This window comes from Nocardia sp. NPDC003963 (assembly GCF_053605105.1).
This window is the reverse complement of the sequence record NZ_JBSGIP010000004.1, coordinates 275,275-296,732: the sequence shown is the minus strand read 5'-3', so window position 1 is coordinate 296,732 and position 21,458 is coordinate 275,275. Positions and strand designations below refer to the sequence as shown.

General features: G+C 66.1%; 24 protein-coding genes. 7 read left to right on the top strand and 17 right to left on the bottom strand.

The features are described 5' to 3' along the window. Window positions 1-112 precede the first annotated feature (112 nt). A complete protein-coding gene (locus tag ACWEWT_RS13465) occupies window positions 113-868 on the top strand; it encodes a GTP pyrophosphokinase (RefSeq protein ID WP_452558792.1) in 756 nt (251 codons plus the stop codon). Between the two features lie 249 nt (window positions 869-1,117). Here ACWEWT_RS13465 and ACWEWT_RS13460 read toward each other — a convergent pair whose 3' ends face one another. After that, on the bottom strand, window positions 1,118-1,714 hold the full coding sequence (locus ACWEWT_RS13460) for a TetR/AcrR family transcriptional regulator (protein WP_452558790.1): 597 nt from the start codon (window positions 1,712-1,714) through the stop codon (window positions 1,118-1,120). A 158-nt stretch (window positions 1,715-1,872) separates the two neighbouring features. Between ACWEWT_RS13460 and ACWEWT_RS13455 the strand changes: the two genes are divergently transcribed. Then, window positions 1,873-2,454, top strand: a complete 582-nt coding sequence (locus tag ACWEWT_RS13455) for a hypothetical protein (protein ID WP_452558788.1) — start codon at window positions 1,873-1,875, stop codon at window positions 2,452-2,454. Between the two features lie 157 nt (window positions 2,455-2,611). Further along, window positions 2,612-3,040 carry an organic hydroperoxide resistance protein gene (locus ACWEWT_RS13450; protein ID WP_452558787.1) on the top strand — a complete coding sequence of 143 codons (429 nt, stop codon included), beginning with the start codon at window positions 2,612-2,614 and terminating at the stop codon, window positions 3,038-3,040. Window positions 3,041-3,180: 140 nt separating this feature from the next. On the opposite strand, the gene ACWEWT_RS13445 is transcribed toward ACWEWT_RS13450, so the two are convergent. The 10 genes from ACWEWT_RS13445 to ACWEWT_RS13400 form a co-directional block, all read right to left on the bottom strand. After that, the gene (locus ACWEWT_RS13445) at window positions 3,181-4,107 is read right to left on the bottom strand and encodes an ABC transporter substrate-binding protein (RefSeq protein ID WP_452558786.1); all 927 of its coding nucleotides are present in this window, start codon (window positions 4,105-4,107) and stop codon (window positions 3,181-3,183) included. A gap of 19 nt (window positions 4,108-4,126) precedes the next feature. Further along, window positions 4,127-5,347, bottom strand: a complete 1,221-nt coding sequence (locus tag ACWEWT_RS13440) for an FAD-dependent oxidoreductase (protein ID WP_452558785.1) — start codon at window positions 5,345-5,347, stop codon at window positions 4,127-4,129. 37 nt (window positions 5,348-5,384) lie between these two features. Continuing rightward, window positions 5,385-6,221 (bottom strand): ABC transporter permease, encoded by an 837-nt coding sequence (locus tag ACWEWT_RS13435; RefSeq protein WP_452558784.1) that lies wholly within the window; start codon window positions 6,219-6,221, stop codon window positions 5,385-5,387. Window positions 6,222-6,245: 24 nt separating this feature from the next. Continuing rightward, the gene (locus ACWEWT_RS13430; RefSeq protein WP_452558783.1) at window positions 6,246-7,052 is read right to left on the bottom strand and encodes an ABC transporter ATP-binding protein; all 807 of its coding nucleotides are present in this window, start codon (window positions 7,050-7,052) and stop codon (window positions 6,246-6,248) included. A gap of 28 nt (window positions 7,053-7,080) precedes the next feature. Next, entirely contained in the window at window positions 7,081-8,061 is a 981-nt protein-coding gene (locus ACWEWT_RS13425; protein WP_452558781.1) for an ABC transporter substrate-binding protein, read from the bottom strand. Between the two features lie 35 nt (window positions 8,062-8,096). Next, window positions 8,097-8,447: a cupin domain-containing protein gene (locus tag ACWEWT_RS13420; protein ID WP_452558780.1), complete on the bottom strand. Its 351-nt coding sequence runs from the start codon at window positions 8,445-8,447 to the stop codon at window positions 8,097-8,099. Window positions 8,448-8,455: 8 nt separating this feature from the next. Next, window positions 8,456-9,130, bottom strand: coding sequence for a DUF2848 family protein (locus ACWEWT_RS13415; protein ID WP_452558779.1), 675 nt, complete (start codon window positions 9,128-9,130; stop codon window positions 8,456-8,458). Further along, window positions 9,127-9,960: a carbon-nitrogen family hydrolase gene (locus ACWEWT_RS13410; RefSeq protein WP_452558777.1), complete on the bottom strand. Its 834-nt coding sequence runs from the start codon at window positions 9,958-9,960 to the stop codon at window positions 9,127-9,129. Before ACWEWT_RS13410 ends, ACWEWT_RS13415 begins: the two co-directional genes overlap by 4 nt. Continuing rightward, window positions 9,957-10,637 carry a GntR family transcriptional regulator gene (locus ACWEWT_RS13405; protein ID WP_452558775.1) on the bottom strand — a complete coding sequence of 227 codons (681 nt, stop codon included), beginning with the start codon at window positions 10,635-10,637 and terminating at the stop codon, window positions 9,957-9,959. Before ACWEWT_RS13405 ends, ACWEWT_RS13410 begins: the two co-directional genes overlap by 4 nt. Window positions 10,638-10,827: 190 nt before the next feature. Continuing rightward, window positions 10,828-11,352, bottom strand: coding sequence for a flavin reductase family protein (locus ACWEWT_RS13400; RefSeq protein WP_452558774.1), 525 nt, complete (start codon window positions 11,350-11,352; stop codon window positions 10,828-10,830). A gap of 227 nt (window positions 11,353-11,579) precedes the next feature. On the opposite strand from ACWEWT_RS13400, the gene ACWEWT_RS13395 reads away from it, so the two are divergent. From ACWEWT_RS13395 to ACWEWT_RS13380, 4 genes are all read left to right on the top strand, one after another. Further along, on the top strand, window positions 11,580-12,953 hold the full coding sequence (locus ACWEWT_RS13395) for an MFS transporter (RefSeq protein WP_452558772.1): 1,374 nt from the start codon (window positions 11,580-11,582) through the stop codon (window positions 12,951-12,953). Continuing rightward, entirely contained in the window at window positions 12,950-14,428 is a 1,479-nt protein-coding gene (locus ACWEWT_RS13390; RefSeq protein WP_452558770.1) for a 4-hydroxyphenylacetate 3-hydroxylase family protein, read from the top strand. Before ACWEWT_RS13395 ends, ACWEWT_RS13390 begins: the two co-directional genes overlap by 4 nt. Continuing rightward, window positions 14,425-15,105: a DUF2848 family protein gene (locus tag ACWEWT_RS13385; RefSeq protein ID WP_452558768.1), complete on the top strand. Its 681-nt coding sequence runs from the start codon at window positions 14,425-14,427 to the stop codon at window positions 15,103-15,105. Before ACWEWT_RS13390 ends, ACWEWT_RS13385 begins: the two co-directional genes overlap by 4 nt. Before the next feature lie 289 nt (window positions 15,106-15,394). Then, a complete protein-coding gene (locus ACWEWT_RS13380) occupies window positions 15,395-15,943 on the top strand; it encodes a MarR family winged helix-turn-helix transcriptional regulator (RefSeq protein WP_452558767.1) in 549 nt (182 codons plus the stop codon). Between the two features lie 156 nt (window positions 15,944-16,099). Here ACWEWT_RS13380 and ACWEWT_RS13375 read toward each other — a convergent pair whose 3' ends face one another. From ACWEWT_RS13375 to ACWEWT_RS13350, 6 genes are all read right to left on the bottom strand, one after another. Continuing rightward, a complete protein-coding gene (locus ACWEWT_RS13375; RefSeq protein ID WP_452558765.1) occupies window positions 16,100-17,134 on the bottom strand; it encodes a branched-chain amino acid ABC transporter permease in 1,035 nt (344 codons plus the stop codon). Further along, complete coding sequence (locus ACWEWT_RS13370) at window positions 17,131-18,015, bottom strand: branched-chain amino acid ABC transporter permease (RefSeq protein ID WP_452558763.1); 885 nt, start codon at window positions 18,013-18,015, stop codon at window positions 17,131-17,133. The genes ACWEWT_RS13375 and ACWEWT_RS13370 overlap by 4 nt, the downstream gene beginning before the upstream one ends. Before the next feature lie 17 nt (window positions 18,016-18,032). Beyond that, entirely contained in the window at window positions 18,033-18,740 is a 708-nt protein-coding gene (locus ACWEWT_RS13365; protein WP_452558761.1) for an ABC transporter ATP-binding protein, read from the bottom strand. Then, the gene (locus ACWEWT_RS13360) at window positions 18,737-19,537 is read right to left on the bottom strand and encodes an ABC transporter ATP-binding protein (RefSeq protein ID WP_452558760.1); all 801 of its coding nucleotides are present in this window, start codon (window positions 19,535-19,537) and stop codon (window positions 18,737-18,739) included. Before ACWEWT_RS13360 ends, ACWEWT_RS13365 begins: the two co-directional genes overlap by 4 nt. Further along, window positions 19,534-20,769, bottom strand: a complete 1,236-nt coding sequence (locus ACWEWT_RS13355; RefSeq protein WP_452558758.1) for an ABC transporter substrate-binding protein — start codon at window positions 20,767-20,769, stop codon at window positions 19,534-19,536. Before ACWEWT_RS13355 ends, ACWEWT_RS13360 begins: the two co-directional genes overlap by 4 nt. A gap of 87 nt (window positions 20,770-20,856) precedes the next feature. Then, entirely contained in the window at window positions 20,857-21,024 is a 168-nt protein-coding gene (locus tag ACWEWT_RS13350; protein WP_452558757.1) for a hypothetical protein, read from the bottom strand. Window positions 21,025-21,458: the final 434 nt, after the last annotated feature.

The following is a 21,458-nucleotide window of genomic DNA, read 5'->3' as shown; positions in this document are numbered from 1 at the left end:
GGTGGTGGTGTGCCTCACCCGGCGTGGCGGCGAATTCGCAGGTACCGGCACAATGGAGCCAATGAGACCTTGGCAGCCGACATCGAGCGCCGGCACCGGCCCGGACGGTGATATGAGCTCGATCACCCTCGACGACCTGCACGCGCTCCGCGATCAGTTCCTCGACTTCATGCTCGGCTACAAGTTCGCGATCGACGAGATCACCACCAAGATCAATATCCTGCGCGAGGACTTCAACAGCACTCACGAGTACAACCCGATCGAACATGTCGGATCGCGGCTCAAATCCCCGGAAAGCGTCATGGAAAAGGTCCGGCGCAAGAATTACCCGATGACCCTGGCCTCCATCCGGGACAATATCCTCGATATCGCCGGTGTCCGGGTCGTATGCAGCTTCATCTCCGATATCACCGTGATCAAGGATATGCTCGCCGGCCAGGAGGACATCACCGTCCTGGAAGAGCGCGACTACATCACCCACCGCAAACCGAACGGCTACCAGAGCCTGCACCTGATCGTCTCGATCCCGGTCTTCCGTTCCCACCGGACCGAACATATGCCGGTCGAGATCCAGATCCGGACCATCGCCATGGACTTCTGGGCCAGTCTCGAACACAAGATCTATTACAAGTACCGCGGCGAGGTCCCGCCGAACCTCCGCAGCGATCTGGCCCAAGCCGCCGAAGTCGCCACCCAGCTCGACGAGAAGATGGAAGCCCTGCACCGCCAGGTCGACCGCACCGAACGTACCCCGGCCGGCCCGGCCGATACGCTGGACTTCAGCCGTCTGTACAACAGTCTCGTGGCCGAGCCGTCGTCCGGCAGCCGGCACGCACCGGCACTTCGTCGCTCACCAGATCAGCTGTAGATCGGCCGGGTCGAAAGGTGCGCCGGGCAGTGGTGGCCCCTGTACCCGAAAGGCGAGATGGCTCTCGACCTCGCGCGCGCGATCGAATTCCGCGGCGGTGGCACCGTGGATTGCCGGATCCCGGTCCGGTCCCGGTCGTCTGATCCGCGGCAGGACACCCCGCCGCCCGGCTGCACGTCGAACTCCGCCCCGGACCTACCGTGGATATCGAATACCGCAGCGTAGCAGGATATTCGGGAGTCGATCGGCTCACCGATCGCACCCGGACCACTCGCCCGACTCCCGGCGAGCACGTTCGCGCGATTCGAGAAGTCCGTCGATTCCGAGCAGGAATGTCTCGCAGACGGGAGCCGGGTCGGTGAGACAGCCGGCCGCCATCGCGCCGTCGCGCAGCATTACGAAGTGCCGGGCGGCGGGCCCTGGATCGATTCCCTCGACACCGGCGAGGATGTCGGTGATCGTGGCCAGGAACCACTGCCGGTGCGCGAGAACGGTTTCGTGGACCGGATGGCCGGGGTCGGGGTACTCGGCCGCCGCGTTGAGGAACGCACATCCGCGAAAGCCGGGTCCCTGGATACTGTCGGCGATGATCCGCGCGACGTTTCGTACGAGATCGACGGCAGACGATTGCTCGCCGCGCGCGGTATCGACCTGCCCGCGGATCGCTTCGTCGATCTGCGTCAGGTAGGCGACGACGAGATCGTCCTTACCGGGAAAGTGCCGGTACAGCGTCGCCCGCGTCACCTGAGCGGTGGCAATGATGCGCTCCACGCCGACCGCATGGAGCCCTTCGGAGTAGAACAGCCCACTCGCCGTATCGAGCAGGCGCGTGCGTGCTTCCGACATCGGACTCCCTCCGAACTCGCGGTCTTCTACTGCGAGGTTAGCAGAAAGAACGATCGGTCTTGACAAGACCGGGGTCACCTACGCAGACTCCAGGTATACCGATCGTTCTTTCTTCCAAATTTCCCCTCGAACCTCTCGATCATCGAAAGCGAGATCTCATGTCCAGCTCGATCGACGCCGGCCTGGCCGGACCTGTCCCCGATACCGGTGGCGGCACCGAGGCGCTCCGGAACCTGTACTACGCCCGCTTCGGATTCGCCGTCGTCTGGGCACTACTGCTGATCCCGGCCGCTTCGGCACTCACCCCGGTCAGCATTGCCCTGTTGCTGATCTATCCGCTGTTCGACGTGGCCGCGGCCGTGATCGACTTCCGCACTTCGGGCTCCACGCGTCCGAAGGCGCCGCTGTACGTCAATATGGCGTTGAGCCTGCTCACCGCCCTCGGATTGGCGGCAGCCGGCACATCGGGCATTCCCGATGTCCTCCGGGTGTGGGGCGTCTGGGCGATCACCGCGGGCATTGTGCAGTTGATCGTCGCGATCGCGCGCTACCGGCTCGGTGGCCAGTGGGCGATGATTCTCAGCGGCGCGATCTCCACCCTCGCGGGTGCGAGCTTCATCGCGGGTGCCGGCGCACCGGATGCGTCGCTCACCACCCTCGCCGGGTACGCGACCCTCGGCGGGATCTTCTTCCTGATCTCGGCGATCCGGCTGCATCTCCGTAGGGCACCAGCACAGTGAGATCGCCGTAGTCCCGCCGGACCGCTCCCGGCGATCGCGCCTGGACTCGCCGTCTTCCCCGCTCCCGGCTGCGCCTCCGCGCACCGACGGGCAAAACCTCCGAATCATCGTCCTTCCCGACCACATCCGAATACTCGACACAGAAGGAGACATCATCATGCCCGATTCCGTCTACACTGCCGTCGCCACCTCGACCGGAGAGGGCCGCGCGGGCGGACGTGCGACCAGCAGCGACGGCCTGATCGACATCCCGCTCGCCATCCCGCGTGAAATGGGCGGGCCCGGTGGCGCGACGAACCCCGAACAGCTCTTCGCCGCCGGCTGGGCCGCCTGCTTCCATTCGGCGTTGAAGGCCGTCGCCGCCGGCCGGAAGACGACATTCACCGATTCGGCCGTTATCGCCGAAGTCGGTGTACACCGCACCGATCAGGGCGGTTTCAGTCTCTCCGCCACACTCCATGTGGAGCTCAGCGGTATCGACCAGGACAGCGCCGATTCGCTCGTCGCGGCCGCGCACGCGGTATGCCCCTACTCCAACGCCACCCGGGGCAATATCCCGGTCACCGTCGAGGCCACCGTAGCCTGATCCGGCACGACGGCGACCTCGTACTCGGCCGGTTTCCGGAACGGACCCGTCTCACGGCGACCTCAACCGTGCCGCGGCCCCCTCATCGGGCGGCGGCACGGTAGCCGGCTGTGCGGGCCGCCGACGACCGCATCGGTGGATCAGCTGGTCGGATGAACGTGCCAGAGCTCCTGGAAAGGAGCGACTACCTCGTCATAGCCGACAGGTTCGTCGAGCAGGCCGGTACCGACACCGAAGCGGACCAGTTCGGCCGCGGCCCGAGCATCGATCCGCGGGTCGTAATACGGTGCGTCGCGGCGTACGAGCTCGGCGATCAGCGAGGCTTCGTGCGGTGGGAAGAGATTTCGGCCGACACCGGTGGCGAGATCGGGATCTTCGCGCAACAGAGTCTGCGCACGGACGATCGCGCGGGTCATCGCGGTGACCGCGTCCGGGTGGCGCTCGATCGTTTCGTCGGTGACCGCCAGCGCCGGGAAAGTGTAGGCCTGGGATCCCGCGGGGCCGTCACCGCGGCGGGCATCGAGAACAACGGTACCGACGCCACGCGCTACGGCCAGTTCGGCGCCCATCCCGTTCGCCCAGAATCCGTCGATCAGGCCTTCTCCGAGTGCTTGGGCGGCGGCGAGGCCGAAGGAGGTGCCCGCCCCCTCGGTCGACGGCACAGGCCCGATATCGAGGGCGCCGGCGTCGATCCCGGCGGCGGTGAGAAGTCGGCGTAGACCGAGGTCGGGGCCGGGCGCCGCACCGATTCGAAGACCGCGAACCGCGGCCAGATCACCGCGCGAAATCTTCAGGTCTGCACGAGTGACGAGGAACCAGTACATGTTCTGTGACAGTGCGGCAACCAGTTTCGCACCACGCCAACCGGGGAAAGCATGCATCGGCGCGTGTGCGGCACCGGCGAGGAAATCGATCTTCCCGGTCCGCAGCGCCTCGGCGGCATCGGTGACGGGATAGAGCAGTTCCAGGTCCACATCCAGACCTTCGTCCCGCGCCAAGCCGAGATCTACGGCGGCTATGGCGGGAAAGTACGACGGGGAGACCAGGTCGGGTACGGCGATTCGCAATGTTCGGTCCTTCGGGGTTTCAGTCGATCTCGCGGGCGCGGACAACGGCATCCAGCAGCGAGGTCCGGCGTAGGAACTCGCGCTGTCGCTGCTTGTCGTTGCTCACCTCGGTGAGCTGATCCAGACGGGTCCGCCGGACAGCCGGATCCTTTTCCTCGAGTCGTTTCTTGTTGTCCACGGTCTGCTGCTGGACGGACTCGATATTGACCGTGCGCCGACGACGTTCGTATCGGTCGAGGAGCGCGAAGCCGGCCCGATGGTTGACCACTGCGTCGACGGTGGTCACCAGTTCCAGCGCATCATGAACTCCGCAGTTCAGTCCCAGCCCGCCGATGGGATTGTTGACATGGGCGGAGTCGCCGGCCAGAAGTACGCGTCCGGCGCGGAACGAGGCGGCCACCCGCTGGTGGACGTTGTAGATGCCGCGATGCAGCAGCTGCCGGGGCTCGGCGCTGAGATGGATCGCATCCATCACCTGGGTGGCGTACTCGTCACCGAGCACCTCGGCATCGGACTGGTCGGCCCGCGCGGCGAATACGACCCGCCAGCGGCCGCGCAAATCGTCTCCGGCGACCTTGAACAGGTTGACCCATTGGCCCGGATCGGCGAAATAGCTGCGCATACTGCAGTCCATCGCGGCGCCGAAATCGTAGTCGGTGGTCAGCACCGCGAAACGCTCCGGCCAGGTATAGCCCTCGAATTCGATATCGAGCGCCTTACGCACGGTACTTCGGCCGCCGTCGCATCCGAAGAGCCAGTCTCCGGACAGGACTTCGGTCCCTCCCTCGTGCCCGACTGTCACAGCGACGTGGTCGCCGTCCTGGTCGATGGCCTCGACAGACCAGCCGAGCCGGATGCTCACATCGGGCATCGAGCGGAGCCGGTCGAGCGCGATACGAACCAGCTTGTGCTGTTCGGTTTGCACCGCATAGGGGAAGGGAGTGTCGTCCCGGAGGGTGTCGTGATCCATCCGGGCGACCAGGGTCTCGGTGGACTTGTCCCAGAAATCGAAGTACCGGCACACCAGGCCGACCGCGACGAAGTCATCGATGATTCCGATGCCGTCGAGGATTTCCAGCGTGGACGGATGGAATGTGGCCGCACGCGGGGCGGTATCGGTTTCGATGCCCGGGTTCCGCTCGACGATCGTCACGCGGAACCCGCGCTGCGCGGCCGCTAGTGCGGCGACAACGCCCACCGGTCCGGCGCCCGCGACGATGATGTGCTGTTGCTCTGCCATTGCTGCCTTCTCGTGTAGCCGTGGTGGACGCGGGATTTCAGGCGCGACCGGCTTGTGCGGACGCGGCCCAGGGCGCGGCCTTCTTCTCCAGCCAGCCGACCAGCTGGGTCAGACCCACGCCCAGCACCATGAGCACTGTCACCGGAACGAAGAGCCCCGCGGTATCGAACCGCTGACCCGCGAGGATGATCTGCCCGCCGAGACCGCTGATCGCGGTGAAGAACTCCGCGATGACTATGGCGATGACCGCACGGCCGATCCCCAGGCGCAGCCCGGTCATGATGTGCGGCACCGTCGCGGGGAGAATGATCTTGCGCATGATCGCGAATTCGGAGGCCATGAAGGATGTGCCGACCTCGGTCAGGGTGGACGGAACCGCGCGGACTCCGGCGCGGGTGTTGATGATGATGGGGAATACCGTCATCACCACAACGATGACGACCTTCACCATGAACCCGAGCCCGAACCACAACATGAACAGCGGGATCAACGCCACCAAAGGCATGGCGTACCCCGCGGTCACGTAGACCCCGAGCGCGGCGTCCATCGCGTGGTAACGGCCGATCAACAGGCCGACCGGGATTCCGATGGCAGCCGCCAGCAAGAACCCCAGCAGCAGGGGCTGCAGACTGTCGAGCAACGCTTCCGGTAGCAGGCCGGATTGTATTTGTACGCCGAACTTCCGGGCGATAGCGCTGGGGTAGGAGGAGAAGATCGGATTCATCCGGCGACCGACGATCTCCCAGAACGCCATCACCACGAGGATCGAACCCAGAGTGATCGAACCACTGCGGTGCCGACGGTGGAAGGGGGGCCGGGCCGGGGTGGGGCGGGCTTGTTTCTCCGACTGTGCGGGAGGGGAAGTGAGGGTCATCTCTGTATTCCATCCAGGAGTGGGCTAAGCGGCGGCCTGCGTGGAGGTCCCGGTCATGAGCCGGCGCCAGATCTCGTAACGTTTGGTGCCGAACTCGTCGAGGCCGCGGACGGTGACGAGGTCGGTGCGGGGGCGCGGTATATCGATCGGGAAGATCTGGTCTATCCGGCCGGGGTTGGGTGCCATCAGCACGACGCGGTCCGCGAGGAGCACCGCCTCGTCCAGGTCGTGGGTGACGAAGACGATGGTTTTGCTCGTCTCTCGGTGGATCCGCAGCACTTCGGCCTGCAGTCCTTCTCGGGTCTGCGCGTCGAGTGCACCGAAGGGCTCGTCCATCAGCAGTACTGCCGGGTCGACGCTCAGAGCCCGGGCCAGCCCGACGCGCTGCTGCATGCCGCCGGACAGCTGATCGGGACGCCGGTCCACGGCGTGCCCCAGTCCGACGAGCTCGAGTTTCTCCAGCGCGATCCGGCGCCTTTCCTGCTTCGGAACGCCCCGGGCTTCCAGCCCGAATTCGACGTTCTCCACCGCCGTGCGCCAGGGAAACAGCTGAGCGTTCTGGAACACCATGCTGCGGTCCGCACCGCATCCGGTGACCTCGGCACCGTTCACCAGCACCCGGCCGGAATCGGCATGTTCGAGGCCGAGCAGAATTCGCAGCAGAGTTGTTTTTCCGCAGCCGCTCAGGCCCGTGAGGGCGATGATCTCGCCGGGCTCGATTCTCAGTGAGATATTGTCGAGTACCGGGACTTCCTGGACCTCTTTGCCCGTCCGCACAGTGAAGGTTTTGGACACGCCGTCGATGGACACGCCTGCCTGGTTCGCGGCCATGGTTACTCCTTGTTCCGCAAAGGGTGGGTTATGGACGCGTCAGGGCGAGCGCGTCACGTTGCGGGCCGTCGTCGACCAGCGTGGTGAGATCGGCGGGCCGGTCCAGCTGTCCGGCTGTGACCAGCGTCGTCGACAAGTAGGCGAGTCGCTGCCGGGCGACACCGGCGTCGGGGTCGATGAGCTGTTTGTCGACGATCAGGTCGTGCATGTAGGTGATATAGGGGTCGTCGACCGTGGTTCCCGCTTCTTTCGCCGACAGCGCTCGGGTCTCGTCGGGATGTGCGTAGGCGTAGCGGAATCCGTCCATCAACCCGGCCAGATACCGGCGCGCGGCTTCTGGTTTCGCCTCGAGGCGGTCGTTGCGCGCGATGATCGAATACCGCGGATATTCGGGAACGATATCGGTGGACAGGGCCACCACATTCACGCCGTCCTGGGCGGCACGCGGCACATAGTCGGCCGGCGACGAGGCGCTGTCCGCAGTGCCGGCCACGACCGCCCGGTACCGGTCGGCATTGCCACCTCCGTTGAGGTTCTGCATGGTCTTCGTGGAAACGCCCGCCTCCCCCATCATCACATTCGCGATGACCGCGGGCAGACCTGTCGGAGAGGAGATAGCGATGCTCCTGTCCCGCAGCTGCGCGAGGTCGGTGATGTCCTTCTTCGCATAGATCGCCCAGGGCAGGCCGATCATCGTCGATCCGATGATGGAGGCATCGAGATCACCGCGTTCCGAGGCGATGAAGAAGGCACCCGCGTTCTGCTCGACGGCGTCCACCTCGCCGGACGCCAGCGCCGGCAGCGCCTGGGACGCGCTCTGCAACGAGACGAATTCGACTTTCACACCGTACTTTTCGAAGAAGCCCTGCTCCTCGGCCATCTTCAGGAACCCGCAGTCCGTCGAACACTGCAATGTGCCGACCTTCCAGGTGAGCTCGTCTCCCCCACCGCCGATACCGCAGCCCGTCCCCAGCCCCAGGGCAGCGACCAGGAACAATGGCAGCACCACACGTTGCCACCTGCCGCTTTTCGGTAATCGATACCTCATGGCTGCACCCGGTAGCGCACCTCGAAGGTGACCACGCCCTCGTCTGTGCGCCAGGGGCCGTGCGGCATCCCCGGCGGCCGGCACGCGTACATGCCCGCGGTGAAGGTCTCGCCCAGGGTGAGATCGGTGAAGGAGCCTTCGATGATGTAGACCTCTTCCCAGAAGTCGTGCCGCTGCACACCCATGGGGGTCGAATCGGCGCCCGGCTCGTACCGCAGGATTCGCGTCGCGACACCGGCGTCCTTGTCCGCCGCCAGGATGCGTTCGGTGATCTTCGGGTCGTCACCGGGGCATACGGTGAATTCGACGTCGGTGACCGGGAAGAACTCGTATTCGGGTTTGCTCATGATCGCTCCTACCGCGCTGCGGTCGTATAGGTGTGGGTCAGATGGGCGGTGTCGCCGAGCCGCAAGCTCAGCGACCAGGTGTCGCCGTGCACGAATTCCCCGCCGAGCAGGGCCAGGGTGCCGCAGAAGAGCACGAGATCCCCGGCTATATCGCCGATGGTGGCGGTCATGCGTTCGAACAGCTCGGCCGGGTGCCGCAGCGACGAAACCGGACCGGACTGATACAGCTGCCCGTCGACCTCGGAACCGGCTTCCAGGTCCTCCCATTCGGGGAAGGAGAGGCCGGGGCCGATTTCGAACACGGTGCCGCCCACCGGCTTCGGGCAGGCCGCTTTCGACGCGGCGATATCGTCGCGTTCCATGGCCCGGTCGGTGTGATCGGAGCCGACGCCCAGGAAGTAAGAACCGCGGTGGCGGATAAGGACCGGCTCCACCTCCCCGGACGTGGCGGTTCCGGAGACCTCGATTCGCGCGCCGGTGCTGAGCAGGCCGGGCTCGAGTTCGTAGAACATCGGCACGGTGGGCGGAGCGGGCACGCCGATCGCGGCGAGTTCTTCGATATGCCGCGCCACCGAAACCTCGTCCCGCGCGGTGTATCCAGCGATCACCAACCGCTCGGGGTCCAGTGCGAGCTGCGCACCCGAGCCGGCCGCGGTCAAGTGGAGGGCCGTACCGTTCGTCATGCCGAGACACCTGCCGTTCGATCGTTCTCGGAGGGTGGTGCCGCAGCGAAGGTCAGTTCGGTACGCCGGTCGGCCAGGACCGGGAAGTCCGCTCTGGCCCGCTCCACCACCGCGGGATCGAGATCGCACCAGGTGATACCTGTTTCGGTTCCGGCCTCTGCCAGCACAGTCCCCCAGGGATCGACGATTCGACTGTGACCGCCGATCTCCACACCGTCCTGGACCCCGACGGCATTGCACGCGATCACCAGAATCTGTTCTTCGACGGCCCGGCAGGAGGTGAACAGCCGCCAATGTTCGCGACGCGCCGCCGGCCACGCCGCAGGCACGATCACGATGCGTGCGCCGGCATCGACCAGTCCCCGCCACAATTCCGGAAATCGCAGGTCGTAACAGGTCGTAGCAGAGATACTGCCGATTCCGGTCGCCGATACCGCGATCTCCGCTCCGGCGGACAGCAGTTCCGCTTCGCGGGATTTGTAGCCGAACACGTGGATCTTGCGGTAGACGTGTTCGATCTCGCCCCGTGGCGACAGCAGAACCGCCGTGTTGTACAGCCTGCCGTGTGCGTCGCGCTCGACGAAACTGCCGAGGTGGATATGGGCGTTCAGCTCCTGGGCCCAACCCCGGGCTGCCTCGACAGTCGGGCCTTCGAACGGCTCGGCGTCTCGGACGTAGAAGTCGAAGGCGAAATATCCGGCGGCCCACAGCTCGGGAAGTACGACCAGATCCGCACCACGCGCCGAACGGACGAGCTCGCCGACCCGGGCGCGCCGTTCTCCGACCGGCTCATCGGCCGGACTGTCCACCTGGACCAGTGCGACTCTCATGACCGTCCGCCCATGGCACGCCCATCGAAGCCGTGATCGTCGACCGGCATCCGCAGCACCTCGAGCGTGCTGGACAGATGCGCGGCCAGGGCGTCCCCCGCGTCACCGGCAGCCAGAGCCCGCACGATCGCGGCATGTTCTTCGAGAACCGTGCGCGCACGGTTCTCCTTCGCCATGGCGCGCATACCCATCCGGATCTGGCGCTCACGCAGGGATTCGTAGAACTCCGCCAATACTGGATTGCCGGCCTGGCGAACCAGTGTGCGATGGAAGATCCGGTCGTGTTCGATGAATCCGGCCGGATCGTCGATCAGCGCCTCCTGCGCGGCGACGATGCGTTCGAGTTCGGCCACGAACGACGGATCCGCCGGTACTACGCGGCGGATACACCAGTCCTCGACGAGAGCACGTGCCTCCATGACGGCCTCGATCTCCCTTTCCGAGATCGGGGGTATGTAGGCCCCTTTCTTGGGGATGATCTGCAGCCAGCCCTCGGCCTGAAGCCGTAACAGCGCTTCCCGGACCGGCGTCCTCGATGTGCCGGCGCTCTGGGCCACCTCGGACTCGCTGAGGAAGATCCCTCCTTCCCGGGAGAGCCCGGAGATGCGTTCCTTCAACCACTTGTAGGAGATGTCCTGAGCGGATTCCCGCTTGCCGACATTCTGTGGACTGCTCATAGGTAACTTGTATACATGTGGTCGACAAGGTGCACAAGACCCTTTCTCCCTGTTAACAGACCTGCCCACATCGGCAACAAGACCGAAATATGCTCGCGTCAGGATTCGCCCGGGGGGGTCGAGTCGGTACAGGGCGTACGCGCCGGAGCCGACCGTGCGGGCGGGATCGGCACGAAGGAGGACCACCGATTCAGACAGCAAAGGGAATATCGTCGTGGCCGGGGCCGGCCAGGCGGTGGTAGCGACCCCGATAGAACAGGAGCGGGGACGACGGTGCCGCGTGACAATTCGTCACCCGGCCCACGACGATGATGTGATCCCCACCGGGATGGATCGCATCCACATCACATTCGAGGTATCCGGCGCACCCCGCAAGCCTCGGCATCCCCCGGTCGGTGCGTGTCGTGGTGAGTCCGTCGAAGTGTTCCCGCCCCTGCGCGGCGAAACGATCGGACAGGTGCCGCTGGCCGCGACCGAGAAGGTTCACGACGAACGCGCCCCGGTCGGTCACGGCGCGCGCCGTGCGAGTCCCCTCGGTGAGACACACCAGGAGCATCGGCGGATGCGCGGAGAGGGAAGTCAGGGAATTGACGGTCATTCCCTGCGCGACCCCGGCCGTCTCGGTGGTGATCACAGCGACTCCGGTGGCGAAGACGCCCATGACATCACGGAAAGCGCGGGGGTCCGGCGTTCGGATCTCGGCCTGGGCAGACATTTCGAGGCCTCCTCGGGTGGTTCGTGAATGAGAACCCGAATTTAGTTAACTTAAGTATGACATACAAGTACTTGACCTGAGTCACCTATTCTGCCAATGTCGTGATTCACCACACAAGACCTCCAGTCCTGAGTCGAAATCGCGGAGGACCCCCCGTGAACCCACATTCCCCGCCGATAGGCGAATCCCAACCCGGTGACGACGTATCCACCCGCGGAGCGACCCGAGTGGCCGTATCCGGATTCGTCGGCACGGCAATCGAGTACTACGACTTCTTCATCTTCGGGACAGCCGCCGCGCTCGTATTCGGGAAGGTCTACTTCCCCTCCCTCAACCCCCTGACCGCACTGCTCGCCTCGTTCGCCACCTTCGCGGTCGCCTTCATCGCCCGCCCCATCGGCGGCATCCTGTTCGGCCACTTCGGTGACCGGCTGGGCCGCAAGACAATGCTCGTGACCTCCCTGCTGATGATGGGACTCGCCACGGTCGCCGTGGGGCTGCTGCCCGGCTACGAGACCATCGGAGTGGCCGCGCCGATCCTGCTCGTCACATTGCGATTCGTGCAGGGCATCGGCCTCGGCGGCGAGTTCGGCGGCGCAATGCTGATGATCGCAGAACACGCGCCGCCACAGCGACGCGGATTCTTCGCCTCACTCGCGCAACTGGGCCCACCGGTGGGGTTGGCCCTGTCCAGCCTGACCTTCCTACTGTTGAGCGCGGTCATGGGTGAGGACGCGTTCCTCACCTGGGGGTGGCGCGTCGCCTTCGTAGCCAGTGCTCTGCTGGTGATCGTCGGAATGTACGTGCGCCTGAATGTGAGTGAAAGCCCCGTATTCCGCGAACTCACCCGCCGTCAGGAACAGGTACGAGTTCCGATCGCCGAGCTCCTGCGCACCCAGCGCGGCAGACTGCTGCTCGCCGCCGGACCCTCGATCCTGTCCTCGGTGCTGTTCTTCCTGATCACCACATACTCGCTGTCCTACGGCACCGAAGAACTCGGCGTTTCCAGGACAACGATGCTGCTGGTCGTCCTGGCGGTGGTCGTGGTGAACGCCGTCGTCACGGTGCCGCTGGGCGGCCTGTCCGACCGGATCGGCCGGCGTCGGACGATCCGGGCGGGCATCATCGGCTCGGTTGTCTGGGCGGTGCCGATGTTCCTGCTCGTACAGACCGGAAACCCGGTCGTGATGGCGCTCGCCTTCTCCGTGGGGATTGTGCTCTACACCCTCGTCTTCGCCCCACTCGGCGCGTTCCTTCCCGAACTGTTCGACACCCGCACCCGGTACACGGGGACATCGGTGGCGTTCAACCTCGGCGCGATGCTCGGCGGAGCCCTGGCACCGTCCATCGCGACCAAACTCGGCGATACCACCGACCATGCCTGGTGGATCCTGCCCGGATACATCGTTGTCGTGGCCGTCATCGCCATGGCATGCCTCGGATTTCTGCCCGAGACCCGTAACTCGGCACTCGACAACACATCTCAGGCCGGCGTTTCGCCGCGGGCCGCGACCGATCACCGCACCGGCGAAACCGGGATCGCACCCCTCGTCCACGACACAACCGCCGCCACCGCAACCGACTTCAGGAGGAATTCATGACCCGCTCCGGCAAGGAATACATCGAGCGTCTCGACGACGGTCGCCGCGTCATGGTCAACGGCGAGGTCGTCCGCGATGTCCCCGCCCACCCCGCATTCGCGGGAGCCGTCGGCTCGATCGCGCGCCACTACGACCACGCCCACGCACCCGAGAACCGCGACGTCATGACGTTCACCTCGCCGGCGACCGGTGAACCGGTGAACCGGTCGTTCCTGATACCACGCTCGGCCGCGGATCTCGCCGCGCGCGGGGCGGCGCTACGCCGCAGTGCGGAACTGTCGGTGGGCATGCTCGGCCGCAACCCGGACCACGTCGCGGCCTTCTTCGCGGGCTGGGCAGGCCGCCGGGACGTCTTCGCCCGGGCGAACGAGAGCTACGCCGACAACCTCGTTCGCTTCTACGAGCATCTACGCGACGAAGACCTCTACGCCGTCTACGCCATCGTCCCGCCGCAGATCGACCGCTCCAAACCCGCGCATCAACAGGCCGATCCGCACCTGTATGCGGGCGTGACCGGCGAGACCGACGGAGGCATCCGGGTCAGCGGCGCCCAGATGCTGGCCACCGGCGCGGCGCTGGCGGACTACATCGTGCTCAGCAATATCGCACCGCAACGCCCGGGCGATGAGGACCAGGCGATCAATGTCGCGATCCCCGTGGGTGCGTCCGGAGTCAAGATCTACTCCCGGCGACCGTACGCGACCGGAGCCACCAGCGTTTTCGACTACCCGCTCAGTACCCGCTTCGACGAGACCGACGCCCTGGTCGTCCTCGACGATGTCTTCGTACCGTGGGAACACGTATTCGTCCTGCGTGACCGCGAGATCTGCGCGGCGCAGTGGACCGAGACACCGGCCCATGTCCTCGGCAACCATCAGGCCCAGGTGCGACTGGCGACCAAATTGGATTTCGCCGTCGGTCTGGCGCACCGGATCGCCGAGGCCACCGGTAACCTCGCGGCGCCCCCGGTCCGCGGAGCGCTGGGTGAGATGGCCGCGCACGCCGGAATCGTCTCCGGGCTGTTGGCGGCGCAGGAACGCAACTGCGAGATCGACGACGAGGGGATCGCCTGGCCGGGGCGGGAAGAGTGCTTCGCGGTGATGACCCTGCAGTCCGAGCTGTACCCGAAGGTCATGCACATGCTCCGGGACCTGTGCGGCGGCGGGCTGATCCAACTTCCCTCCGCGGCAGCGGACTTCGCGCATCCGGAGATGCAGGCAGATCTCGAACGGTATATCGGCGGTCCGGACGAGACCGCCGAAGAGCGAGTCAAGCTGTTGAAGCTGGCCTGGGATCTCGTCGGATCGGAATTCGGCGGCCGCCACCACCAGTACGAGATGTTCTATGTAGGTGCACCGTTCGTGGTCCGGCAACGGATGTACGGTGTCTACGATTTCGACCGCCGGCGCAGTCTCGTGGACACCGTGCTGGCGGGCTACGACCTCGACACCCCGTTGCCGGGAGGCGCCCGGTGAGCACGCCCGCCCTGGCCTTGACCGTGGCCGGTTCCGGAGAGCAGATCGAGCTACGACCGCGCGTCCTGGTCGTCGCCGGCTACACCGGCCGTGACGAAGCCGCCGTCAGAGAACATATCGACGAGCTGGCGGCTATCGGGATCTCTCCTCCGCCGCGCGTTCCGATGCGCTACGACCTGGATCCCGGACTGTTGTCCACCGCCCCGGCACACCGAATCGCCGGTGCGGCCACTTCCGGTGAGGTCGAACCGGTTCTGCTGCGCCACACCGGCCACTGGTATGTCGGAGTCGGCTCGGACCACACCGATCGGGCGCTCGAACGCGAGGACATCGGCCGATCGAAAGGGGCGTGCCCGAAACCGATCGGAACGGTCGTCACCGCGCTACCCGGAGATCCTGCCACGGGGGCGGCCGACGAGACCTGGGACTCGGCAACCGTCGAGAGCACAGTGGACGGGATCTCGTACCAGTCCGGATCGCTGTCCGCGCTGCGGCGGCCCTCCGACCTCCTCGGCCATCTGAACGACGTCTTCTCGGACGTCGATCCGACCGGCGACCTGGCGATATTCACCGGAACAGTGCCCTTGCTGGACGGGACCTTCCGCCATGGCAAGGAATGGACCCTGGCTCTGCGGTTCGGCGGCCACACTCTGACCCATCGATACTCCCTCGTCTGAGGAAACAACCCGTGCCGCCACCGGGATGCACTGCCGGAATGGATGCATGCCGACCACCGGGGATGAAATACGGTCCATGGACCATGAGAAACGGCTGCCTGATATTCGAGGTCCGATACCGATACGCCGGCAGCTCGCCGTAGCCGGTTCCGTTGCGCTCGTCCGGCGGCGCGCTGCTCACGATTACAGCGCGCCGCCGGAGACGCCACCCTGATGTCGCGGGGAGGACGGCCGAATGCCGGATGACAGACTGAGGCGTAACACAGGAGACGAAAGGATCGGCGCCGAGGTGGCAGACGAACTGATGAACATGCTGGGCGAATGGGTGGCCGCCGAGGAAGGCGCCCGCGCCGACAAGTTCGACGGCTACGTCTACGGCATCGCTCAAGCCCGCTACGTGATCCGGCGCATCTTCCGGATGGTCGACGACGAAGCCAAGACCGAAGGCCTCGATCCGCTGCAACACCAGGCCCTGCTCCAGGTGTTCGGCAGCCCGGACCGCCTGACCATCAGCGGTCTCGCCGAACGGCTCGATATCGTCCCCGCGCTCGCCTCGCGCACTGTCAACGAACTGGAACGCCGCGGCCTGGTCACCCGGCACCGCGACACCACCGACAAACGGGTGATCGGCATCCGGGCCACCTCCGACACACGCGATCTCCTGCAACGAATCGATACCGCCGTACACACCCGGGTCGAACGATTCCAGTCGGGTCTCACCGACGATCAACGCCGCGCCGCACTGGTCATCCTGACCTTCTACATAGGGCTCGGCTCTCCGTCCCGGCTCGCGGCGATCATGACCGCCCCGAGCACCGGGACCACCCGTACCGACTGACGACCCTGGAGCAGCGGCCATGCGTCCCGCCCTCACCCGGATCGCTTCGACCAGCGACCCCGCCGAGATCGGATACGCCACACCACCTCGACCTTCGTCGAACGACCATTCGGCATCGCCGTAGCGCGGGCCTACACCGGACCCGAGGACGGACGCTCACGAGGCACCGCCGGTGGCCCTGCCACCACGCCGGCGTCCGGGGATACGTGCGACCACCGGCCCGAACCCTTGCCGCACGAGACTGACGACTCCGTAGGGCAGGACGAAGATGAACAGGATCAGCGCCGCGCCGTAGGTGATTCCGGCGGCCGACTGGTTGATATCGGCGGTCCACTGCGGGACGTATACGACGAAGAAGGCGCCGAACACCACACCGGGCACCGTGCCGAGTCCACCGACGACGATCATCGTGATGAAGGCGATCGCGAGCGGCAGCCCGAACGCCTCCGGACCCACGTACTGGACCACGAAGCTGTAGAGCACACCGCCGACGCCGGCGAGCGCGGCACTGAAGGCGAAAACCGTCGTCTTGGTCCGGGTGGCGGGCACACCGAGAGTGGTGGCGACCGCTTCGTAGTCACGGATCGCGATGAGCGAGCGCCCGATCCGGCCGGCCGCGAGCCGGCGCACCACCAGGTACGCGACGAGCGCCACGACCAAGCACAGATAGTAGACCCACTGGTCGCGGGCCAATCCGGTGAACCCGGGGGCCTCGGCACCGAAGATATTGATACCCGCCTGCCCGTCGGTGACGTGTTCGAATCGTTTGATGACCGCCGGTGTCACCAACGCGAGGCCCAGGGTCGCGAGTGCCAGCTGGAGTCCGTGCAACCGCAGCGCCGGCAGCCCGAACAGATAACCCACGAGGTAGCCGACCGCGAACGCGATCGGGATGAGGAGCAGATAGGGCACACCGTGGTTCTCCACCAGCACGGCGCTCAGATACGCGCCGAGAGCGAAGAAGAAGCCGTGGCCCAGGGAGATCTGGCCGGTGTTGCCGGTCAGCAGGTTCAGTCCGAGCCCGACGACGATGTACACGAGCACCATCGAGCGGTCGAAGTTCACATACGGCGCGGACACCAGTGGTGCCACCGCGGCGACCCCGACGACCAGGACCGTCATGGCGCGGGAGAGCCACAGCGGCGCGTCGAGTTCGGCCCGCGGACGGCGGAGGAGTTGGAGAAGCCTCATACCCGCGCCACCTTCCTGGTGCCCAGCAGCCCTTCAGGTTTGAGCAACAGCACGCCGAGGATCAGGACGAGCGCGACCGCCTGTTTGAAATCGTGGCCGATCCAGGAGATATACGTACCGGCGAGGTTCTCGGCCACCCCGACGCACAGTCCGCCGACGATGGCACCCACCGGGCTGTCGAGTCCACCCAGGACCGCGGCCGCGAACGAATAGATCAGCGACGCGACGAGCATATTCGGCTGGAGGAACAGCTGCGGCGCCGCCAGGGACGCGGCGAGCGCGCCGATCGCCGCGGCCAGTCCCCATCCGATCATCAGCATCCGGCCGACCGGCACACCGATCAGTTGCGCGGAGTCCGGGTTGCCGGCGGCCGCCCGCATCGCCAACCCGACCCGGGTCCGCTGGAAGAGCGCGAACAACAGTGCGGCGACCACGACGACCGCGCCGACGATCACCACGGACTGCCGGGACAGTACGACCGGGCCCAGGGTGATCACCGGCCCCGAGACGACGGCCGGGAATTCCCTGCTCTGCACTCCCCAGATCCACCCGGCCGCGCTGTTGAGCACGAGCATCAGCCCGAGCGTGATGATGACGAGCGGCATATGGTTCGGCGATCCGGCGAGCGGCCGGATCAGCACCCGCTCGGTGGCGGCACCGGCGAGGAACGCCACCACCATCGCACCACCGATCGCGAGGTACAGCGGGGCACCCCATTGGTGGAACTGCCACGCGAAGAACGCCGAGAACATCGCCATCTCGCCCTGGGCGAAGTTGACGATTCCGGACGCCCGATAGACCAGGACGATGCTGAGCGCGAACGCGGCGTACAACGCGCCCCACGTCAACCCGTCCACCATTTGTTGCAGAAACACCTGCATGACCGAATCTCCTGTGCTCAATAGCCGAGGTAGGCGCGCCGCACCGACTCGTCCCGGGCGAGGCCGGCCGCGGGACGCTGGGCGACCACACGACCGGCGTCGACGAGTACCGCCGAGGTTCCGATGTCGAGCGCGAGATGTGCGTTCTGCTCGACGACGAGAATCGTGGTGCCGGTCTCCTCGTTGATCCGGGCGAGCACCCGGAACACCTCCTGGGTGATGCGGGGCGCCAGTCCGAGTGAGGGCTCGTCCAGCAGCAGCAGCCGGGGCCCGGCCACCAGTGCCCGGGCGATGGCGAGCATCTGCTGTTCGCCGCCGCTGAGCCCGGCCGCCGGCCGGCGCCGCCGCTCGCGCAGCCGCGGGAAGAAGTCGTACCACTGCGCGATCGCCCGGTCGGTGGCCGCGGTGGACGTCGTGTATCCACCGATCCGCAGGTTCTCCTCGACGGTCAGATCGCCGAATGTCCCACGCCCCTGCGGAACGTGCGCTACGCCGAGCAGGGCGATCCGATCCGTGCGCTGTCCGGCGATATCGCGCCCGTCGAATACGATCCGCCCGGTCGTATGCACCATCGCGCAGATCGACCGGAGGATGGTGGTCTTCCCGGCACCGTTGGCGCCGAGCACCACCGTCACCTCACCGGCCGGCACCTCGAAGTCGACGCCGTGCAACACTTCCGCGCTGCCGTAGCGGGCGTGCAGCCCCTCGACGGTGAGCAGGTTCACGCGGCACCTCCCAGGTACGCCTCGACGACCTCGGGATGTGCCGCCACCTCGGCAGGTTCGCCCTCGGTGACCTTCTGACCGAAGTTGAGCACCACCACCCGGTCCGAGATCGACATCACCATGGCCATGTGGTGCTCGACGAGCAGTACCGAGAACCCGCGTTCGTCGCGCAGGGCGCGGACCGTATCGGCGAGCTCGAGCACCTCCTCGTGGATGAGCCCGTTCGCCGGTTCGTCGAGCAACAGCAGCGTCGGTCGCTGCATCAGCGCTCGGGCGAGCTCGATCCGTTTGAGAGTGCCGTACGGCAGGTTCCCCGCGGGCTCGGTTCCGACATGCGCGAGCTGCATCGAATCGAGCAGCGACCACGCCTGTTCACGTTCGCGGCGCTCCTCCCGCCGCGTCGGCGGCAGCCCGAGGGCGGTGCGGGCGAACCCGGCCCGGGTGCGCGAATACGCGCCGGTGAGCACGTTCTCCACCACCGACATCGTGGGAAACAGCCCGATGTTCTGGAAGGTGCGCGCGATCCCGGCCTTCGCGATCCCGGCCGCGGGTAGCGCGAGCAGATCGGTGGCACCGAAGGTGATATGTCCCGAATCCGGTTGATAGAGACGGCTGATGCAGTTGAACAGCGTGGTCTTACCCGCCCCGTTGGGGCCGATGAGCCCGACGATCCGACCGGGTTCGATCGTGAACGAGGGCCCGTCGAGCGCGACGACGCCCCCGAAGCGGAGCCGCACCTCCTCGACGCGTAGCGCGGGTACCGCCCCGGTGACGTTCGCGTCCGGCACGGTCGTCATCCCTCGGTGCTGCGGGTGACCACAGCGTCGTAGTGCCAGCTGCCGCCACGAAAGGTCATCGGCGCCATGGAGGTGATCACGTACGGGTAATCCGGAGTGGTGTCGAAAGTGACGCCCTCGATGGACAGATCGGTGGTCACACCCTTCAGGTTTCCGACCGCCTCGAGAAGATCGGCGCGCGTGCAGCCCTTCATCTGCTCGAGGGCGGTGACCAGCAATTGCGCGGTGTTGTAGCCGGTGGCCGCGATGGTATCGGTGGTTTTGATCCGGCCCGCGTTACGCTCGGCGAAAGCCCGCCAGTTCTGCACCCCGGGATGGGTGTCGTGCTCACGGCTGCTCACGTCGTAGATCCAGTAGAACGAATGGATACCCTCGGCGGCCCCGGGACCGGCCGGCGCGAGTACGAAATTCGTATCGGTGGCGCCCGAATAGATATAGGTGTCGGGCTTCCAGCTCAACTCGTTCGCCTTCTTCAGCGACTGGGTCACGAAGCTCGCGGTCGCGAAGTTGACGAAGACGTCGGCGCCGGAACTGGCCAGGTTGACGATCTGTGAATCCACCGACGGCGTGGTCTGCTCGTACGACTGCTCGGCGACGATGCGGGTTCCGCTGCCCTCGAGCGCGGATTTCAGTGCGCCGAGGCTCCCGGAGCCGAGGCTGTCGTTCGGGTAGAGCACGGCGATCTTCGCCTGCGGATGGTCGCGCCGGATCTGTTCGGCTCGTTCCGACACCTCCCATCCGGTCTGCGGATTCACCGCACCGGCGACCACGGGTCGCTTGTCGAGCGTGCTGAGGAGTTCGTCGGTACCGGTCATCGGGAACACCAGCGGCACGTTCTGCTGGGTCAGGTAGTCCACGACGGCGAGGGTCGAGGCGGTGCCGATCAGATTCTGGATGGCGAACACCTGGTCCTGTTCGACCAGCGACCGCACATTGCCCACGGTGCGGGCGGGGTCGTAGCCGTCGTCCATCGCGGTGTACACGACCTTGCGGGACTTGCCGTCGCCCATCGCGACTCCGCCTGCGGCGTTGATCTCGTCGAACAGCGCGGTCGCCGCAGTGGCCTGCGCGCCGGCGACGGATTGCATGAGGCTGGTGCCGAACCTGATCTCGGTATCGGTGATGCCGGGGTCGCAGTCACCCGACGCGGTGGCGGTATCACGACCCGCGCAGGCGGTGAGAGCGGCGGTGGCGCAGAGGGCGGTCAGGCCCACGGCGAGAGTACGTTTCATGGTCGTTCCCGGGGTGTGAGAGGTGCTGAAGACAAGGGCGGGTCCTCGCCGCGCGAGCGGCGTGACCGAGCGGATGGGGCGGCAGTGTCAGGCGGGCCGGGCGGAGAAGTGTTCGCGCAGTCCGTATTCGAGGATCTCGCCGGTCCGCGCCGACGACGCCGATGCCACGACTACCTCGCCGTCCCTGCTCCCCCGGCGACCCTGATCGCCCGCTCGCCGACCCAGTTCGCGCATATCGGTTACGGATGCGGTCATGCTGCCTCCTCGGCACTTCCCTTTTATGACGTGACAGTCATGTCAACTTGAGGAAGTGTGACCGGGAACACGAGAACTGTCAACCGCCTGAAGACGCCCGTACCGCGGGCCGGACCGGCAGCACCGCGGCGACCAGGTATTTCCTCTGCGATTTCCGGTAACGATCACCGCCGGGACCGGGCGGCGCGCGCAGCCGGCGACGCAGGGCGATCGACCTCCGCTGTCGGTGGCGCCGCGATGGTCGACCTGTAGCCAGGGATCGAAATCTACGACATACTGGCCCTGGGCGGCAGGCTCCTGACCTGTCCGGGCCGCGCTTTCGACGCAGGCGCGCATTGCCCACGCTCGGCCCGCGGTCCACGCGGCGAGCATCTCCCTTTCCCGGCCGTTCCCCGGCGCCGGGCACTTCTGTACCTCCCGAGATCGCGGCACCG

What these genes read in the sequence shown, in the direction of transcription:
- ACWEWT_RS13410 (WP_452558777.1), bottom strand. Translation starts at nt 9,960, where the DNA reads ATGAGAGTCGCACTGGTCCAGGTGGACAGTCCGGCCGATGAGCCGGTC.
- ACWEWT_RS13465 (WP_452558792.1), top strand. Translation starts at nt 113, where the DNA reads ATGAGCTCGATCACCCTCGACGACCTGCACGCGCTCCGCGATCAGTTC.
- ACWEWT_RS13420 (WP_452558780.1), bottom strand. Translation starts at nt 8,447, where the DNA reads ATGAGCAAACCCGAATACGAGTTCTTCCCGGTCACCGACGTCGAATTC.
- ACWEWT_RS13450 (WP_452558787.1), top strand. Translation starts at nt 2,612, where the DNA reads ATGCCCGATTCCGTCTACACTGCCGTCGCCACCTCGACCGGAGAGGGC.
- ACWEWT_RS13440 (WP_452558785.1), bottom strand. Translation starts at nt 5,347, where the DNA reads ATGGCAGAGCAACAGCACATCATCGTCGCGGGCGCCGGACCGGTGGGC.
- ACWEWT_RS13355 (WP_452558758.1), bottom strand. Translation starts at nt 20,769, where the DNA reads ATGAAACGTACTCTCGCCGTGGGCCTGACCGCCCTCTGCGCCACCGCC.
- ACWEWT_RS13375 (WP_452558765.1), bottom strand. Translation starts at nt 17,134, where the DNA reads ATGAGGCTTCTCCAACTCCTCCGCCGTCCGCGGGCCGAACTCGACGCG.
- ACWEWT_RS13400 (WP_452558774.1), bottom strand. Translation starts at nt 11,352, where the DNA reads ATGTCTGCCCAGGCCGAGATCCGAACGCCGGACCCCCGCGCTTTCCGT.
- ACWEWT_RS13390 (WP_452558770.1), top strand. Translation starts at nt 12,950, where the DNA reads ATGACCCGCTCCGGCAAGGAATACATCGAGCGTCTCGACGACGGTCGC.
- ACWEWT_RS13435 (WP_452558784.1), bottom strand. Translation starts at nt 6,221, where the DNA reads ATGACCCTCACTTCCCCTCCCGCACAGTCGGAGAAACAAGCCCGCCCC.
- ACWEWT_RS13360 (WP_452558760.1), bottom strand. Translation starts at nt 19,537, where the DNA reads ATGACGACCGTGCCGGACGCGAACGTCACCGGGGCGGTACCCGCGCTA.
- ACWEWT_RS13430 (WP_452558783.1), bottom strand. Translation starts at nt 7,052, where the DNA reads ATGGCCGCGAACCAGGCAGGCGTGTCCATCGACGGCGTGTCCAAAACC.
- ACWEWT_RS13350 (WP_452558757.1), bottom strand. Translation starts at nt 21,024, where the DNA reads ATGACCGCATCCGTAACCGATATGCGCGAACTGGGTCGGCGAGCGGGC.
- ACWEWT_RS13370 (WP_452558763.1), bottom strand. Translation starts at nt 18,015, where the DNA reads ATGCAGGTGTTTCTGCAACAAATGGTGGACGGGTTGACGTGGGGCGCG.
- ACWEWT_RS13460 (WP_452558790.1), bottom strand. Translation starts at nt 1,714, where the DNA reads ATGTCGGAAGCACGCACGCGCCTGCTCGATACGGCGAGTGGGCTGTTC.
- ACWEWT_RS13405 (WP_452558775.1), bottom strand. Translation starts at nt 10,637, where the DNA reads ATGAGCAGTCCACAGAATGTCGGCAAGCGGGAATCCGCTCAGGACATC.
- ACWEWT_RS13455 (WP_452558788.1), top strand. Translation starts at nt 1,873, where the DNA reads ATGTCCAGCTCGATCGACGCCGGCCTGGCCGGACCTGTCCCCGATACC.
- ACWEWT_RS13415 (WP_452558779.1), bottom strand. Translation starts at nt 9,130, where the DNA reads ATGACGAACGGTACGGCCCTCCACTTGACCGCGGCCGGCTCGGGTGCG.